The 13191-nt window shown below is 72.0% G+C and carries 11 protein-coding genes; 6 read left to right on the forward strand and 5 right to left on the reverse strand.

Features of this window, described 5'->3' with window-relative positions; translation table 11 throughout:
• The first annotated feature begins 179 nt into the window (after positions 1–179).
• From CFK38_RS03005 to ppsA, 5 genes are all read left to right on the forward strand, one after another.
• A complete protein-coding gene (locus CFK38_RS03005; RefSeq protein ID WP_096801739.1) occupies positions 180–1571 on the forward strand; it encodes a hemolysin family protein in 1392 nt (463 codons plus the stop codon).
• The gene (locus tag CFK38_RS03010) at positions 1571–2611 is read left to right on the forward strand and encodes a hemolysin family protein (protein ID WP_096801740.1); all 1041 of its coding nucleotides are present in this window, start codon (positions 1571–1573) and stop codon (positions 2609–2611) included. Before CFK38_RS03005 ends, CFK38_RS03010 begins: the two co-directional genes overlap by 1 nt.
• Positions 2608–3213 carry a class I SAM-dependent methyltransferase gene (locus tag CFK38_RS03015; protein WP_096801741.1) on the forward strand — a complete coding sequence of 202 codons (606 nt, stop codon included), beginning with the start codon at positions 2608–2610 and terminating at the stop codon, positions 3211–3213. The genes CFK38_RS03010 and CFK38_RS03015 overlap by 4 nt, the downstream gene beginning before the upstream one ends.
• Before the next feature lie 214 nt (positions 3214–3427).
• Positions 3428–4351 (forward strand): pyruvate, water dikinase regulatory protein, encoded by a 924-nt coding sequence (locus CFK38_RS03020; protein ID WP_096801742.1) that lies wholly within the window; start codon positions 3428–3430, stop codon positions 4349–4351.
• Between the two features lie 25 nt (positions 4352–4376).
• On the forward strand, positions 4377–6767 hold the full coding sequence (gene ppsA / locus CFK38_RS03025; RefSeq protein ID WP_096801743.1) for a phosphoenolpyruvate synthase: 2391 nt from the start codon (positions 4377–4379) through the stop codon (positions 6765–6767).
• A gap of 6 nt (positions 6768–6773) precedes the next feature.
• Here the strand turns inward: ppsA and CFK38_RS03030 are convergent, their stop codons facing one another.
• The gene (locus CFK38_RS03030) at positions 6774–7160 is read right to left on the reverse strand and encodes a cupin domain-containing protein (protein ID WP_096801744.1); all 387 of its coding nucleotides are present in this window, start codon (positions 7158–7160) and stop codon (positions 6774–6776) included.
• 42 nt (positions 7161–7202) lie between these two features.
• Positions 7203–8627: a nickel pincer cofactor biosynthesis protein LarC gene (larC, locus tag CFK38_RS03035; RefSeq protein ID WP_096801745.1), complete on the reverse strand. Its 1425-nt coding sequence runs from the start codon at positions 8625–8627 to the stop codon at positions 7203–7205.
• A 146-nt stretch (positions 8628–8773) separates the two neighbouring features.
• Here larC and pabB point away from each other — a divergent pair, with 146 nt between their 5' ends.
• Positions 8774–10570: an aminodeoxychorismate synthase component I gene (gene pabB, locus CFK38_RS03040; RefSeq protein ID WP_096801746.1), complete on the forward strand. Its 1797-nt coding sequence runs from the start codon at positions 8774–8776 to the stop codon at positions 10568–10570.
• Positions 10571–10618: 48 nt separating this feature from the next.
• Here pabB and CFK38_RS03045 read toward each other — a convergent pair whose 3' ends face one another.
• The 3 genes from CFK38_RS03045 to CFK38_RS03055 form a co-directional block, all read right to left on the reverse strand.
• Entirely contained in the window at positions 10619–11815 is a 1197-nt protein-coding gene (locus tag CFK38_RS03045) for an amidohydrolase family protein (RefSeq protein WP_096801747.1), read from the reverse strand.
• A gap of 46 nt (positions 11816–11861) precedes the next feature.
• On the reverse strand, positions 11862–12524 hold the full coding sequence (locus CFK38_RS03050) for a carbonic anhydrase (RefSeq protein WP_096801748.1): 663 nt from the start codon (positions 12522–12524) through the stop codon (positions 11862–11864).
• A gap of 69 nt (positions 12525–12593) precedes the next feature.
• Positions 12594–13019, reverse strand: coding sequence for a VOC family protein (locus CFK38_RS03055; protein WP_096801749.1), 426 nt, complete (start codon positions 13017–13019; stop codon positions 12594–12596).
• Positions 13020–13191 lie beyond the last annotated feature (172 nt).

The following is a 13191-nucleotide window of genomic DNA, read 5'->3' on the forward strand; positions in this document are numbered from 1 at the left end:
GTCCTCCACACCGGCCCCCGCATCCAGGGAGCGGGTTGTAACATTCCCTCATCCGTCTCCGATCGTCGGAGTCGTCATGAGGAGCACCAGGAGATCATGAGCGCCGCCAGCGACGCCCCCAGTGACAGTCCCAGGCCTTCGGGCCTGCATCTCATCACTTCCCATGGGGGGATCCGTCCATGGACCTGATCGGTCCCCTCATATCCCTGGCGGTCGGCCTCGTGCTGATCGCCGCCTGCGGTGGCTTCGTCGCCGCCGAGTTCTCCCTGATCACCGTCAACCGCAATGAGGTGGAGGCGGCCGCCGATGCCGGCGACAGACGCGCCGGCGGTGTCCTGCAGGGGATGAAGACCCTCTCCACCCAGCTCTCCGGCGCCCAGCTCGGCATCACCGTCACCAACCTCGGCATCGGCTTCCTGGCCGAGCCCGCGATCGCGGCGCTGATCGGTCCCGGCCTGCTCGACGCCGGGCTCGGCCAGGTCGCCGCCCGCTCGGTCTCCGTGACCATCGCCCTGGTCCTCGCCACCGCGATGACCATGATCTTCGGCGAGCTGGTGCCCAAGAACATGGCGATCGCGGAGCCGTTGCGCACGGCCAAGCTGGTCGTCGGCTTCCAGCGCCTGTTCACCACGATCTTCAAGCTGCCGATCCGCCTGTTCAACGGCAACGCCAACGCGGTGGTGCGCGCCCTCGGCGTCGAACCGCAGGAGGAGCTCGGCTCCGCGCGCAGCGCCGACGAGCTCGCGGTGCTGGTCAAGCGGTCCGCGGAGGAGGGCGCGCTCGCCGCGGAGACCGCGTCGCTGGTCCAGCGCACCCTCGCCTTCGGTGACCGTCGTGCACATGACGCGATGGTCGCGCGCGGGCGCATGGACTCCCTCGAGGTCGGCGACTCCGTGGCCGAGCTGCTCGAGCTCGCGCGGGTCACCGGCCATTCCCGCTTCCCGGTGCTGGATGACGACAACGAGATCACGGGCGTCGCCCACATCCGCCACGGCCTCGCGGTCCCCTTCGACCAGCGCCCCACCACCCTGGTCGAGACGGTGATGGGCACGGCGACCTTCGTGCCCGACACCGTGCCGCTGGACGACCTCATGGACACCCTGCGCGCCGGTGGCCTGCAGATGGCCGTGGTGGTCGACGAGTTCGGCGACCACGCCGGGCTCATCACTCTCGAGGACCTCGTCGAGGAGATCGTCGGCGAGGTCCGCGACGAGCACGACGAGGAGACGGACGACACCCCCGAGGCCGACGGCTCCTGGGACCTCGACGGCCGGATGCGCCCCGACGAGGCCACCGAGCGCCTCGGCGTCACGGTGCCCGAGCACGAGGACTACGACACCCTCGGCGGGCTGATCACGATGGAGCTGGGACGCCTCGCGGAGGTCGGCGACGAGGTGCGCGTGGACACCGATCCCGCCCCGGGGGAGGAGCCTGCCCGGCTGCGGATCGAGGTCATCGAGATCGACGGCATGCGCATCGAGACCGTCCACGTGACGGTCGAGGTCATCGAGGCCGACGACGAGGACGACGACGCGGCCGACCGCGCCGGGCACGAGACGGTGAACAGCTGATGAGCACCCCGACAGGCCTCGCCCTCACCCTCCTGCTGCTCCTGCTCAACGCGTTCTTCGTGGGGGCCGAGTTCGCCCTGATCTCCGCCCGCCGCTCGGTCATCGAGCCGAAGGCGCTCGAGGGCCGCTGGGCCGCGAAGGTCACCATCTCCGCGATGGAGCAGGTCTCCTTGATGATGGCCGGGGCGCAGATGGGCATCACCGTGTGCTCGCTCGCCCTCGGCGCGATCAGCGAGCCCGCCATCGCGCATCTGATCGCGGGGCCGCTGGAGCTGCTCGGCGTGCCGGGCGCGCTCACCCACCCGATCGCCTTCGTGATCGCTCTGGCGCTGGTCACCTATCTGCACGTCGTCTTCGGCGAGATGGTGCCCAAGAACATCGCCCTGGCCGGACCGGAGCGGATGGCGCTGATCCTCAGTCCGCCGCTGATGGGCATCGTCACCGCGCTCCGCCCCCTGCTGTGGCTGCTCAACGCCTGCGGGAACCTGGTGCTGCGGATGCTCGGAGTCACCCCGAAAGCAGAGGTCACCAGCGTGTTCACCCGCAACGAGGTAGCGGCGATGGTGAGCGAGTCCCGCCAGGGCGGACTGCTCGAGGACAACGACGAGGCGCTCCTGCTGGGCGCCCTGCGCTTCGAGGCCCGCAGCGTCTCCAACCTGGTGATCCCGCTGGAGGAGGTCTCCACCCTCCCCGAGGGCGTCACCGCCGCACAGGCCGAGGCCGCCGCGGTCGAGGGCTACTCCCGGTTCCCGGTCCGCGCCGCCGATGGCCGCCTGACCGGCTACGTCCACATCAAGGACCTGCTGGACTCGGTGCAGGAGCACCGGGAGCTGCCGATCCCCGCCGCCCGCATCCGGGCGCTGCCGGTGGTCGGGGCCGAGGCACCGCTGCGCCAGGCGCTCACCTCGATGCAGGACTCCGGGGCCCACCTCGGGGCGGCGAGCGACGAGACCGGGACGGTGATCGGCATCGTCACCCTGGAGGACATGCTCGAGGAGCTGGTGGGCCAGATCCGCGACGATTCGCGAGTCGCCGCATGAGCCCCTCCTCCCTGCCGGGCCCCGCGGAGAACCTGTGGACCGCGGCGCTGCGCCGCGATCCCCGGCACTCCCGCGACCATGTCGAGCGCTGGCACCGCTTCGAGGCCGCCGGCCAGGACATCCACGGCGAGGCCCGCCTGCTCGACGCGATGGCCGGGCGCGGGGCCCGGGTGCTCGACGCCGGCTGCGGCGGCGGGCGCCTGGGCGGATACCTCGCCCGGGCCGGGCACACGGTGACCGGGGTGGACCTCGATCCGCACCTCATCGAGGTCGCCCGCACTCAGCACCCCGGGGCCCGCTGGGAGGTGGGGAACCTCGCGGCGCTGGACCTGCCCGCGAGGTTCGACCTCATCGTCTGCGCGGGGAACGTGCTCACCTTCCTGTCCGCAGCCGAGCGTCGCCCCGCGCTCGCCCGGCTCGCCGCGCACCTTGCTCCCGAGGGACGCCTGGTGGTGGGCTTCGGGCTGGACCGTGGCTATGCGCTCGAGGACTTCGAGGCGGATGCAGGGGCGGCCGGACTGCGGCTGGGCCAGCGCTTCGGGACCTGGGACCTCCGGCCCGCGGACGACGATTTCCTGGTGGGGATCCTGACCTGCGAGTGAACCGGTGCGGCGGAGCCGAGCAGAGCATGCTCCGACCTGCTGCTCATTCGTGCTCACGTGAACGCGCACGTCGCTGATCCTGCGCACCCCGGTGGTGAGCCGCACCACCTTCCTGGACGGCCCCTCCCTGCCCCTCCTCTCCCGGATACGGTGAGCCCAGCACATCGTCGTGTCCCCGGTGCCCCGTCACCGGGCCCAGAGCAAGGGGCGCACAGTGAACGCAGATCTTCCGATCCCGCCACCGCTGCCCTCCGCCGCGAGGAACTCCGCCCCCGCGGTGTCCACGGGTCCCACCGGTGCCGTCGGTCCCACCTCACCCCCGGCCGTCCCGGTCTTCTTCATCTCCGATTCCACCGGCATCAGCGCCGAGACCATGGGCAACGCCCTGCTGCTGCAGTTCCCCACGATCCCCTTCGAGCGACGGCTGATGCCCTTCGTGCGCACCGTCGAGGAGGCGCGCGAGGTGCGCAGGGACCTCGATGCGGCGATGGACGGCGCCGTCGCCCCGTTGGTGTTCCTCACCGTGGTCGACGAGGCGGTGCGCGAGGAGCTGCGGGCCACGAAGGCGCCGGTGATCGATTTCGTCAGCGGACACCTGGCCCAGCTGGAGGACAGGCTCGGGGTCACCGGTGACCACGCTCCCGCGCGGCTGCACGGGGTGGGGGACTCCCGCCGCTACAACCGCCGCATGCAGGCGGTCGAGTTCGCGATCGAGCATGACGACGGCCAGTCCGTGCGGGCGATCGAGAAGGCCGATGTGGTGCTGATCGCGCCGTCCCGCTGCGGCAAGACCCCCACCAGCATGTACCTCGCGCTGCTGCACGGGATCTTCGTGGCGAACTACCCCTTGGTGGACGAGGACCTCAACGGTGAGGTGCTGCCCGCGTCGATCGCGGGCGTCGCCGACCGCTGCTTCGGTCTGCTCATCTCACCGCAGCGGCTCTCGGCGGTGCGCAGCGAGCGCATGCCCGGTTCGCGCTACGCCTCCCTCGAGCAGGCCCGCTGGGAGCTGTCCCGGGCCCGCCGCGTCTATGACGTGCACGGGGTCCCCTTCGTCGACTCCTCGAGCAAATCCGTCGAGGAGATGTCCACCCTGATCCTCCAATCGCTCGCCCGCCGCGGGACCACCCCGCTCTGAGCACCCACCACTGAAGGAGCACGAAATGACGCAGAGCATCCGCCCGTTCTCCGAGCTCGGCATGTCGGACCTCGAGCAGGTGGGGGGCAAGAACGCCTCCCTCGGCGAGATGGTCTCGAACCTGACCCGGCTCGGGGTCCAGGTCCCCGACGGCTTCGCCACCACCGCGGAGGCCTATCGCGAGTTCCTCGGCGCGACCGGACTCGCCCAGCGGATCGAGGAGCGGCTGCAGGGTCTGGACACCGAGGACACGATCGCGCTGGCCGAGACCGGCAAGGAGATCCGGGAGCTGGTCGTCGCCCAGCCCTTCCCCGCCCGGCTCGAGGCGGACATCCGCGCCGCCTACGAGCAGCTCGCCGCCGGCAGCGGGGAGGCGGCCTCCTTCGCGGTGCGCTCCTCGGCCACCGCGGAGGACCTGCCCGATGCCTCCTTCGCCGGGCAGCAGGAGACGTTCCTGAACGTGCGCGGCATCGACTCGGTGCTCACCGCGATCCGCGAGGTGTTCGCCTCCCTGTACAACGACCGGGCGATCGCCTACCGCGTCCACCACGACTTCGAGCACGCCGCGGTGGCGCTCTCGGCCGGGGTCCAGAAGATGGTCCGCTCCGATCTGGGCTCCAGCGGGGTCATGTTCACCATGGACACCGAGTCCGGCTTCGACCAGGCCGTGTTCATCACCTCCGCCTACGGCCTCGGCGAGGGCGTGGTCCAGGGTGCGGTCAACCCCGACGAGTTCTACGTGTTTAAGCCCGGCCTGCGCGAGGACCGTCCCGCGATCCTCAAGCGCGCCGTCGGCGAGAAGGCCACCAAGATGGTCTACACCCAGGACACCGCCGTCGGCCGCACCACCGAGTTCATCCCGGTCGACCCCGCCGAGCGCACCCGCCTGTCCCTCACGGACCAGCAGGTGACCGACCTCGCTCGCCAGGCGCTGATCATCGAGGAGCACTACGGGCGGCCGATGGACATCGAATGGGGTCTCGACGGCGCCGATGGCGGGCTGTACATCCTCCAGGCCCGCCCCGAGACCGTGCAGTCCCGCGCCGGCAACACCGTGGAGAAGTACCTCCTGTCCTCCCGCGGACCGGTCCGCGCCGAGGGCCGGGCGATCGGTGCCCGGATCGGTGCCGGGGCCGTGCGGGTGCTGGACACGATCGAGCGGATGCACGAGTTCCGGCCCGGGGAGGTGCTGGTCGCGGACATGACCGATCCCGACTGGGAGCCGATCATGAAGCGGGCGAGCGCGATCGTCACCAACCGGGGCGGTCGCACCTGCCACGCCGCGATCATCGCCCGCGAGCTGGGGATCCCCGCCGTGGTCGGCACCGGCACCGCCACCGCGGAACTGGCCGACGGCGACGAGGTCACCGTCTCGGCCGCCGAGGGCGACACCGGATACGTCTACGAGGGGTTGCTGGACTTCACCGTCTCCTCCTCCGAGGTCGACTCGATGCCGCCGCTGCGCACGAAGATCATGATGAACGTGGGCAACCCCGAGCAGGCCTTCGGCTTCTCCCGGCTGCCGCACGCCGGAGTGGGCCTGGCCCGCCTGGAGTTCATCGTGAACCGCCAGATCGGCATCCACCCCCGGGCCCTGCTGGAGCTGGACCGGCTGGAGCACGAGCACCCGGAGATCGCGCAGCAGGTGAACGAGAAGATCGCCGCCTACGCCTCCCCGCGCGAGTACTTCGTCCAGCGCGTCGCCGAGGGCGTCGCCACCATCGCCGCGGCCTTCGCCCCGGAGCCGGTGATCGTGCGGATGAGCGACTTCAAGTCCAACGAGTACGCGAACCTGCTGGCCGGGCCGCTGTTCGAGCCCGAGGAGGAGAACCCGATGATCGGGTACCGCGGCGCGTCCCGCTACCTCTCGGAGGACTTCGCGGACTGTTTCGCGATGGAGTGCGAGGCGCTGCGCTTTGTGCGCGAGGACATGGGCCTGACCAACGTGAAGCTCATGATCCCCTTCGTGCGCACCCCCGCCGAGGGCAAGGGCGTCATCGAGCTGATGGCCACCCACGGCCTGGTCCGCGGCGAGAAGGACCTGCAGGTCATCATGATGTGCGAGATCCCCTCCAACGCCGCCACCCCGGAGCTGTTCCTCGAGCACTTCGACGGCTTCTCGATCGGCTCGAACGACATGACCCAGCTGACCCTGGGCCTGGACCGGGACTCGGCGCTGGTCGCGGACGCCTTCGACGAACGGGACCCGGCGGTGAAGTTCATGCTCTCCCGCGCGATCGAGGCCTGCCGCGCGGCCGGGAAGTACGTGGGCATCTGCGGGCAGGGCCCCTCCGACCACCCCGACCTCGCCCAGTGGCTGCTGGACCAGGGCATCGCCTCGATGTCCCTGAACCCGGACACCGTCGTGGACACCTGGCTGCGACTCGCGAGCCAGGGCGGGGGAGAGGTCAGCTGAGCGGGCTCACTCGTCCTCGCGCACCCGCAGCAGCTCGCTGGTGTGGGTGCCGGGGGCGCTGTGGCTCTCTGCACCCGGGACGCTGGTGACCGTGGTCAGCAGGAACACGGAGTCGTCGAGCGCCTCGACCGAGTGGCGATGATGGGTCAGCGCCTCGATGGTGCCGGTCTCGAGGGTCACGGTCTCCTCGCCGGTGACCGTCACCCGGCCGCGGATCATCTGGATGGAGGCGGCGGGCGGGGAGTTGTGCTCGGACATGCGCATGCCCTGCAGGAGCGCGATGACCGTCTGCCGCAGGGGCCCGTCGTGGACCAGCAGCTCGGCGTGCCGGCCGTGGTCGGACCTGCGGGCCCGGTCCAGGGTCGTGGTGATCGCATCGAACAGGGCAGCCATGGGAACCTCCAGATGAGCAGTGATGTCCCTGTCCAGTATCCGTCAGTCGCCCGGTTCCGTCAGGTGGGTCGCGGATTCCTGCGCGAGGTCCAGCATCGCCCGCTCGCTGATGCCGAGCACCCGGGCGGCCGCGGCGACGTCCCGGAACTCCGGTGCCCGGCGCACCACGGCGCCGTCCGCATCGCGCGCGATCTTCACCGCGATCCGCTGTCCCCGCACGTCGATCTCGGCGAACTCCCGGGTGCGGATGAGGCGCTCCACCCGGTGCCTCCGCACCCCGAGGGTGCCGGTGCGGTCCATGATGAGCGCCGAGATCTCCTGCTCCGCCCCGTCCCTGACCAGGGCGTGGAGGGTGATCGCGGGCCGACCGCGCTTCATCGTGATCGGGGTGTGCCAGGCGTCCAGCGCGCCCTGCTCGAGCAGCTCGTCGATGAGGCGCGGCCACAGCCGCGGGTCGAGGTCGTCGACGTTGGCCTCGAGCTGGATCGCGGCGTCGGGGGTGTCGTGGGCGTCGGACGCCGGTGCGGTGTCCGGGCGGCCGACGGGGTGGCCCACCAGCACCCGCACCACGTTGGGACGGCCGGGGGTGTCCTTGGTGCCGGCGCCGATGCCGAGCGCCTCGGTGACCAGCATCGGCTGCGGTCCGTGGGAGGCGGCCAGCCCGCGCATCAGGGCCACGCCGGTGGGGGTGGCGAGCTCGCCGATGCCGGGGGCGACCCCGGCGGGGACCCGACGGCCGCCATGCTCATGGGGGCCACCTCGAGCGTGAGCGGGCAGAGCATGAGCGGGCAGGGCGGCATCGGAGTCGGGGACCTCGACGAGGTGACCCTCCTGGGGGTGCGGATGGTCGTGGCTGTGCCCGCGCGGCGGCAGCAGCTCACCGGCCACCGTCGGCCACCCGAGCGCGAGGCGAGCCACCGCCGGGACCGGCACCGGGATGTCGCCGTGGGCGGCGCGGATCCGGCCCGAACCCACCGCGATCACGCTGCCCGTGCTCTCGGTGATGCCCAGCTGGCGCCAGGCCTCGCACGCCCCGATCACGTCGGCCAGGGAGTCCAGCGCTCCCACCTCGTGGAAATGGACGTCGTCGGCCGGGACGCCGTGGGTCGCGCCCTCCGCGTCGGCGAGGAGACCGAACACCGCCAGGGCCAGGTCGATCGTGCGGTCCGGGACGGCCGCGTCGCCCCGGGCCTGCTCGAGCAGCGCCCGGATCGAGGCCCAGGTGCGGTGCGGCGGGTCCTCGACCAGCACCTCCACGTCGATCTTCACCGCTCGCTGCCCGCCGCGGTCCACGTCGCTGCGCACGAGGCGCACCGAGCCGGGCACCAGCGCGTCCAGCACCCGCTGGACGCGCCCGAGATCGGCCCCGGCGTCGATCAGGGCGGCCAGCAGCATGTCGCCGGCGATCCCCGCGGTCGCGTCGATATAGGCGAGGCGGACGGGAGCGGGGGAGGAGGTCGAGGTCATGGTCTCGATCGTAGGCCGCGAGGGAGCGGTCGGCGCCGTGGTGAGCGGGTGTTGCCGCCCTCCCGACGCTCTGCTCTCAGGGATGATGCCCTCATCCCCGTTCGCCGTCCCGCCCCGCACCGCCTGGATCCTCGGAGCCGCCCCTCATGACCGTCCCCGCCCCCGTCGCCCGCTTCGATGACGTCGCCGCCGGCCGCAGCCTGCAGTTCGCGCGGGCCCAGCGCGTGATCCGGGCCGACCGCCCCGCGCAGGTGCGGCCGGCGCTCGCCGAGGTCGAGGAGGCGGTGGCCGGCGGCGCCTGGGCCTTCGGGATGATCGCCTACGAGGCCGCCGCGGGTCTCGATGCGGCCGCTCGCGTCCACGCTCCGCAGGAGGGCCTGCCGCTGGTGTGGTTCGGGATCGCGGAGGGGCCCGACGAGGTCGCGCCGCCGCTGACGACGGGGGAGGGGTACCAGCTCGGGCCGTGGGTGCCGGACTGGACCAGCGCGCAGCATGCCTCCCGCGTCGCGGCGGTGCGGGCCGCGATCGCCGAGGGCGACACCTACCAGTGCAACCTCACCACCCGGCTGCGCTCGACGTTCGCCGGTGATGCCTTCGGGCTGTACGGCGAGCTCGCGCATCGTCAGCGCGGCGCCCATCACGCCTACGTGGACCTGGGCCGGCACACCGTGGTCAGCGCCAGCCCCGAATCGTTCCTCCGCTGGGAGCACGGCCTGCTGCGCACCGCCCCGATGAAGGGGACCGCCGCGCGGGGGCGGAGCCCGCAGGAGGACCGCGCCGCCCGGGACGCGCTGCTGGCCAGCGAGAAGGACCGCGCCGAGAACGTGATGATCGTGGACCTGCTGCGCAACGACCTCGCGCGGGTGTGCGAACCCGGCAGCGTGCAGGTCACCGACCTGCTGCGGGTCGAGGACTATCCGACGCTGTGGCAGCTGACCTCCTCGGTCCAGGGCCGGCCGCGCTCCGGGACCGGCCTGGTGCCGATGCTCGAGGCGCTGTTCCCCTGCGGCTCGATCACCGGTGCCCCCAAGCTGTCCACCATGGCTCTCATCGCCGAGCTCGAGGACTCCCCGCGCGGTGCGTACTGCGGGGCGCTGGGCTTTCTCGCCCCCGGCCCGCAGCCGCGCGCCCGCTTCAACGTCGCGATCCGCACCGTCGTGATCGACGGGGCCGACGGCTCCGCGGTCTACGGCGCCGGCGGTGGCGTCACCTGGGCCTCGACCGCCCCGGACGAGTACGAGGAGCTGCTGGTCAAGGCCGCGGTGCTGCCGGTGGGGACCCGGGACCCCTTCGCCCTGCTGGAGACCTTCGCGGTCGTGGGCGGCATCGCCCAGCATCTCGACGAGCACCTGGATCGGCTGTGCGCCTCGGCGGCGCACTTCGGGATATCGGCGCAGCGGGAGGCGATCGAGGCCGCTGCGCTGCAGGCCGCTGCCGAGGCCGGGCCCGACGCCGTGCTGCTGCGGGTCGCGCTGCGGCGGGGCGGGTGCGTGGACGTCACCTCCCGCCCGCTGGCCGCGACGCCCGGACCGGTGCGGCTCGTGGTCGACACCGTGCCCACCGCCTTCCCGACCGGGCTCAGCGGCCACAAGACCACGGTGCGAGGCCACTTCCTCGCGGCCCGGGAGCGTCACCCCGACGCCTCTGACGTGGTGCTGCTCGGCGAGCACGGCCGTGCCGTCGAGACGACGATCTCGAGCCTCGCCGCCCGGATCGACGGCACCTGGTGCACCCCGCCGCTCGCTGACGGATGCCTGGCCGGGGTGGGGCGGCGCCTCTCACTGGAGCGCGGTGAACTTCAGGAGCGTCCGTTGACGGTCCAGGCGCTGCGCGGCGCGGAGGAGCTGGCCGTGCTCAGCTCCGCCCGGGGGTGGCGTCCGGCGGTGCTGGTGGAGGGGCCGACTCCGCCGCACGACACCGCCGGCGTGCCTCGCGAGCACTGACCCCGGTGGGGGACCACGATCGGTCGCTGCTGGTGGTCCCCAGGAGGCTCAGAGCGTCAGCTCGCCGCCCTCGACGACGACCCGGCCGCCGGCCAGGACCAGCTCGCGCCGCGGGGTGCGCAGCAGCGCATCCTGCACGTTCTCGGCCTCCAGCAGCACCACGTCGGCCCGGGAGCCGGGAGCGAGCTCATGCTGGTCGCGATGCACGAAGGGGGCGGAGTCCGTGGTGGTCAGCTGGACGGCCGCAGCCAGCTCCGCGTCGTGGCGGAGACCGTGCACCCGTGCGAAGCCGAGGGCGATGCGCAGCATGTCGCCGTCGCCGTAGGGGGACCAGAGGTCACGGATCCCGTCGGTGCCCAGCCCGAGCCGGACCCCGTGCTCGCGCATCGACGCCCACGGCAGCCGGCCCCGCCCGGGCGGCGCCACGGAGGTCCAGGAGATCCCCGCCTCGCCGAGCGCGGCGACCAGCTCCTCCTGACGAGCGCCCTGCACGTCGCCGAGCGCGAAGCCGTGGGAGACGTTCACCCGGCCCTGCAGCTCGGCCTGCACCGTGCGCTCGATGAGCAGCTCGATCTGGAAGATCCCCAGGTCGTTGCCGTCGTGGAGGTGGATGTCCAGCTCCACGCCGCGGTCCACGGCGATCTGGACCAGGCCGTCCAGCTGGGCGACGGGATCGCGGTCGATGCCGGCCGGGTCCAGGCCGCCGATGCTGGTCGCCCCCTCCTGGGCGGCGCGGTCCAGCAGCTCGAGCACTCCCGGTCGCCGCATCACGCCGTCCTGTGGGAACGCCACGATCTCCACCTCGAGCGCGCCGCCCAACCGTTCCGCAGCGGCCCGCACCGAGGCGATGCCGTCCAGCCCCACCCCGAGGTCCACATCCACATGGGTGCGGGTGGCGGTGGTGCCGTGGCGCAGGAACTCCTTCATGACCAGTTCCGTCGAGTCGGTGCTGGGGATCCCCAGCGCGGACCGCTCCGTGCGCTCGTGGGCGATGCGGCCCTGCGTGGTGGCCTCGCCGCCGTAGGACACCCAGGGCTTGCCCCACCAGCTCTTGTCGACATGGGCGTGGGAGTTGATCAGACCCGGCAGCGCCAGCAGGCCGCCGCCGTCGAGCACCTCGGTGCCCCCGGGGACCGCACTGCCCGGGCGGTGCGGGGCGAGGCCGGTGACGAGACCGTCCTCGATGCTCAGATCGACGCTCTCGGCGCCCCACGGACGGATGTTCTGCAGCACTGTGGTGGTCATGGCGACACGATATGCCAGGCGGGGCCGGCGGATCTCCCGCCGCGCGTCAGCGGGCGACGTCCAGGCGGCCCACCCACGAGATCGGGGAGACCCGGCCCTCCTCCAGCTGGTACTGGCAGCCCACGATGCCCAGCTCGCCGGCGGCGACCGCGTCGGAGATGACCGTCGACTGCCGCATCAGGGCGTTGACGGTCTCGTCGAGGTGACGGCGACCCACCGCGTCCGCCTCGATCAGGGCCGGATCCACATAGGGGCTGACCTGCTGGGAGGCGAACCACTCCAGCTGCACGGACGGCTGGATCGCCTCGAGCTCCTTGCGGATCGCGGGGGTGACCTCGCTGGGGGTGGCGGTGGTCTGGTCGATCGCGGCCTTCACCGCGCCGCAGGAGGCGTGGGCGAGCACCACGATCACCGCGACGCCCAGCTCGGCCACGGCGAACTCCATGGTCGCGACCGTGTTCTCGTTCGCGATCTGGCCGATGTTGCGCACCACGAACAGGTCCCCGAGACCGCAGTCGAAGAGGATCTCGGCCGCGACGCGGGAGTCCGAGCAGCCCAGGAAGGCCGCGTTCGGGGCCTGGCTGCCGCGCAGCTCGCTGCGTCGGGCCGCATTCTGCTGGGGGTGGTGCAGGTCTCCGGCCATGAACCGTTCGTTGCCTTCGACGAGTGCATCCCAGGCCTGCTGGACGGTCACGCGGGGAGAGGTCATGGCGAGGATTCCTTCGGGAGAGCCGGTGGGGCCGGCGGTCGCCGACCCCGCCGCAGAATACTCCTGCCCTCAGCCCGCCTCGGGGGAGGAGATGTTCACCTGCCACACGATCCCGAAGCGATCGGTGAACGTGCCGTAGACGTCGCCCCACATCTGCTTCTCCAGCGGCATCTCGATGCTGCCGCCCTCGGAGAGCTTCTGGAAGGCGCTGCGCAGCAGGGTCTCGTCGTCGCCCATCAGCGAGAGCGTCACATTGGTGCCCCGGACGTAGGGCGCCATGCCCTCGACGACGTCGGAGACGTAGAGCTTGATCAGGTCGGAGACCTCGAGCGAGCCGTGCATGATCTTGTCGGCGTGCGGGTCGTCGGCCGGGAGCGCACCGAACTCGCCGAACGTGGCGAACTGCGGGACCGCCCCGAGCGCGCGCCCGTAGAACTCGAAGGCCTCGCGGGCGTCGCCGTCGAAGTTGAGATAGGGATGGAGTCCTGCGGGCATGGTGTCCTCCTCGACGCCGACCCGGCGCCTTGCCGGGTGCTGGCTGCGAGCGTAGACCGTGGGGCCGACGAGCGGAACGGGCCGCTGCTGCGGAGGCGCACCGGGCCCGGCCGGGGGATACCAGCGGAGGACGAGCGCGCCACACCCATGGAGAAGTACCCCTAGGGGGTAT

The organism is Brachybacterium vulturis, assembly GCF_002407185.1.
Lineage (GTDB): Bacteria > Actinomycetota > Actinomycetes > Actinomycetales > Dermabacteraceae > Brachybacterium > Brachybacterium vulturis.

Coding starts and splice junctions, on each gene's coding strand:
- CFK38_RS03045 (WP_096801747.1), bottom strand. CDS start 11,815: ATGACCACCACAGTGCTGCAGAACATCCGTCCGTGGGGCGCCGAGAGC.
- CFK38_RS03050 (WP_096801748.1), bottom strand. CDS start 12,524: ATGACCTCTCCCCGCGTGACCGTCCAGCAGGCCTGGGATGCACTCGTC.
- CFK38_RS03010 (WP_096801740.1), top strand. CDS start 1,571: ATGAGCACCCCGACAGGCCTCGCCCTCACCCTCCTGCTGCTCCTGCTC.
- CFK38_RS03030 (WP_096801744.1), bottom strand. CDS start 7,160: ATGGCTGCCCTGTTCGATGCGATCACCACGACCCTGGACCGGGCCCGC.
- larC (WP_096801745.1), bottom strand. CDS start 8,627: ATGACCTCGACCTCCTCCCCCGCTCCCGTCCGCCTCGCCTATATCGAC.
- CFK38_RS03015 (WP_096801741.1), top strand. CDS start 2,608: ATGAGCCCCTCCTCCCTGCCGGGCCCCGCGGAGAACCTGTGGACCGCG.
- pabB (WP_096801746.1), top strand. CDS start 8,774: ATGACCGTCCCCGCCCCCGTCGCCCGCTTCGATGACGTCGCCGCCGGC.
- CFK38_RS03055 (WP_096801749.1), bottom strand. CDS start 13,019: ATGCCCGCAGGACTCCATCCCTATCTCAACTTCGACGGCGACGCCCGC.
- CFK38_RS03005 (WP_096801739.1), top strand. CDS start 180: ATGGACCTGATCGGTCCCCTCATATCCCTGGCGGTCGGCCTCGTGCTG.
- ppsA (WP_096801743.1), top strand. CDS start 4,377: ATGACGCAGAGCATCCGCCCGTTCTCCGAGCTCGGCATGTCGGACCTC.